Annotated in this window: 3 protein-coding genes; all 3 read right to left on the bottom strand. The window is 61.2% G+C overall.

What is annotated here, in order from left to right:
- Nucleotides 1-446, bottom strand: a 446-nt coding sequence (locus tag AC1D1P_RS20655) for a hypothetical protein (protein ID WP_477674248.1), incomplete at its 3' end; no start/stop codon positions are given.
- Between the two features lie 212 nt (nucleotides 447-658).
- Nucleotides 659-2,203 (bottom strand): alkaline phosphatase D family protein, encoded by a 1,545-nt coding sequence (locus AC1D1P_RS20650; RefSeq protein WP_477674247.1) that lies wholly within the window; start codon nucleotides 2,201-2,203, stop codon nucleotides 659-661.
- Nucleotides 2,204-2,330: 127 nt separating this feature from the next.
- Nucleotides 2,331-2,566, bottom strand: a 236-nt coding sequence (locus AC1D1P_RS20645; RefSeq protein WP_477674246.1) for a disulfide bond formation protein B, incomplete at its 5' end; no start/stop codon positions are given.

Here is a 2,566-nt window from a genome sequence, read left to right as displayed (position 1 = left end):
AGCTTCCAGAGCTCGAACACCGACACCTTTGCGCGCATCGCCTCCTTGGAGTCATAGCGGTATTCCCGCCCCTTCTTGACATCGCTTGCCAGGGCCGGACGCGCCAGGAAGCGGTCCCTGTGCTCCGTCGGTGTATGGCTGCCATAGGCCAGGTTCGAGTAAGGCTTGGACTCATCTATGCCCGTCAGCTTGTTCACGGCGCCAAACTTTGGCAAATCCGTACGGGGTGGGCCGCTGCCCATCCGGAAATCTTCGTAATGGCCCCACGAACCCCGTCCGTATTTGACGGTCATGTGTTCTGCCTGTTTTGGATCCGTCGTGTTTCTCCACGTCGAGAACTTGACCGGCACCACCGGCTGGTTTGCCAGGTAATAGGCGCTGGCAGCGGCGCCGGCACTCGCCAGGACCGGAAAGCCAAAGCGCGATAACACCCTTCCTGCTGCCATGGGGACCATCCTTGTGCCGCAGCGCGGCAATGTTGATGAGCTGACCTTCCGGTAAAAACCGGCGACTGGATATTCAGTCTAGTCATGGCGCGCGGCTGGCGCCATCCCCTTTTTCAGGTGAAAAATAACATGTCCCGAGAGCGGCACCATCACGCCCGAACCGGCAACCAGCAGGCTCCGGCTGGCCAAGTGGCTCGGTTAAGCGGGGCCGCTTACCCCACCGGGTGAATCACCTTGCTGCTGGGCTCGGATTCGTTTTCCACCCACCAGTTGATCCACAGGCGTTGCGCCGGATTACCCGCATCGTCAGGCTCAATCGTCATGAAATTACGCGCACCGATCAGGCGGCGCGAAGTGGTGGGAAATTCGTACATGGCGGCGGTGATGCCTCGGTCCACGGTTTCCACCTGCTGGCAGGCCTGTTCCAGAAAATAGCGCGCCATGGCAGGCGGCGCCGGGTGYACGATGCCGCTGCTGGTGAGCTGGTTGATCACCTGGGCGTTGGTGTCCACCGGGTCACGCGTCGACTCCAGCACGCCCACCGCAGCCACATGCACGTCGCCGCTGACAAGGCTGACGCGGCACGAGGCGTCCTTGCTGAATTTAAACAGCCGGTGCACCAGGCGAAGCCGCTCGGCGCGATGCGCAGCGCAGGTCCAGTGGTCGCGCAAATCGTCTTCAAGCTCCTGCTGGCCGGGCAGCACGCCCAGCATTTTTTCCAGCAGCTCAAAGCTGGGGTGCACCACCGGGATGCTGCTCATCAGCACCAGGTGCTTCATGCCGGTTTGGGCATCAAGCCACTTGTAAGCAGCACTCCAGCTGTCTTCACTCATGACCTGCGCGCTTTGCAGGTTGCGGCCGTTCTTGCGTTCCGGCGTGCGTTCACTGCGCATGTCCAGCGCCAGCACGCCAAGGCTGCCCACGCGGTAACCCGCGCTGAACGCAGGCTGGCCGGGCAGCGTGCACGGCGGCGGCGTGCCAGGGACGCTGTGCCGCTGAAACAGCGCGAAGTATTTTTTGGCGACGGCAAAAACCCCCTGGTACACCGGGCAGTCGTGGTCTTCTGCAGGGTAGGACCCCCAGCCGTCGAAGATATCGTGGTCGTCCCACATCATGACGCTGGGCAAACCCGCCAGCGCCTGCGCCACTTCGGGSTGGGCCCAGCGCGTAAGGTACAGGTCTTCAAAAAAAGCCGTCACCTGCGTCTGCAGGGCAGCCGTCCAGGGCGCTTTGCGGCGAGCGTCCCGGGACAGTTCGGACCAGGCCATGATGTCGGGGCAACGCGTGTCCTGCCAGAGGGCATCCGAATACACCTGGTCGCCGCCCAGGAGCAGCAAGTGGTAGGGACCGAAACTGCGGCCGTTGATACGTTCGCGCCCTGCGTGCAGGTCATAGAGCCGCTTCCACAACGCATTTTTGTCCTTGACCTGCTTCATCAGGCCCGGACTTGAAAACCCATTGCACGAGACATACGCCATGCGCGGCGACTCACCCGCCGCCGGAACGTAAAAATCAAAGGCCTGCCCGTCAACGCTGTAACGTGCTCGTTGGGCCACGTCTTTAAAGGCGACAGACAAACCACCGCGCCACAGTGTGGCGCCGCTTTGCAGCGTGCCGAGTTTCGTGAAAACCTGTACCGTGGCGGTGCTTTGCAGGCTGGGCGCAACCGCAGTGTCGGTCACGGCGAGCACGCTTACACCCCACTGGCTTTGTTGCACGCCCAAAAACTGCGCAATGGGGCCAAGCAGGATCGCCATTTTTATTCTCCCTGAATCAATACGGCAGCCCAGGCTGCAAGTGCCCGCAGCCTACCACTCTGCGGGCGTCAATATTCCTTGACGCGCTCAGGCCCGGTAACGTATTGTTTTTTCAGAAGGAGAAAAACTAGGCTTTGCGCGCCAGGCGGGTCACCAGCAGCAAGCCCGCAAGCGCGATCCCCACAAAACACAGGAAAGACCAGTTGGCAATCGAGCCACCCAGAAAGGTCCAGTCGATCTTGGTGCAGTCGCCGCTGCCCTTGAAGATCATCGGAATGGCGCGCTTGAGCGRAAAGGTTTCGATCATTCCGTAAAAGTCGCGGCCGCAAGAGGCAATTTCAGGCGGGTACCACTGCAGGAAAC

Source organism: Polaromonas sp. P1_E1_2 (assembly GCF_056406035.1).
The sequence above is the reverse complement of the archived record's forward strand: the minus strand, read 5'-3'. Positions and strand labels throughout refer to the sequence as shown.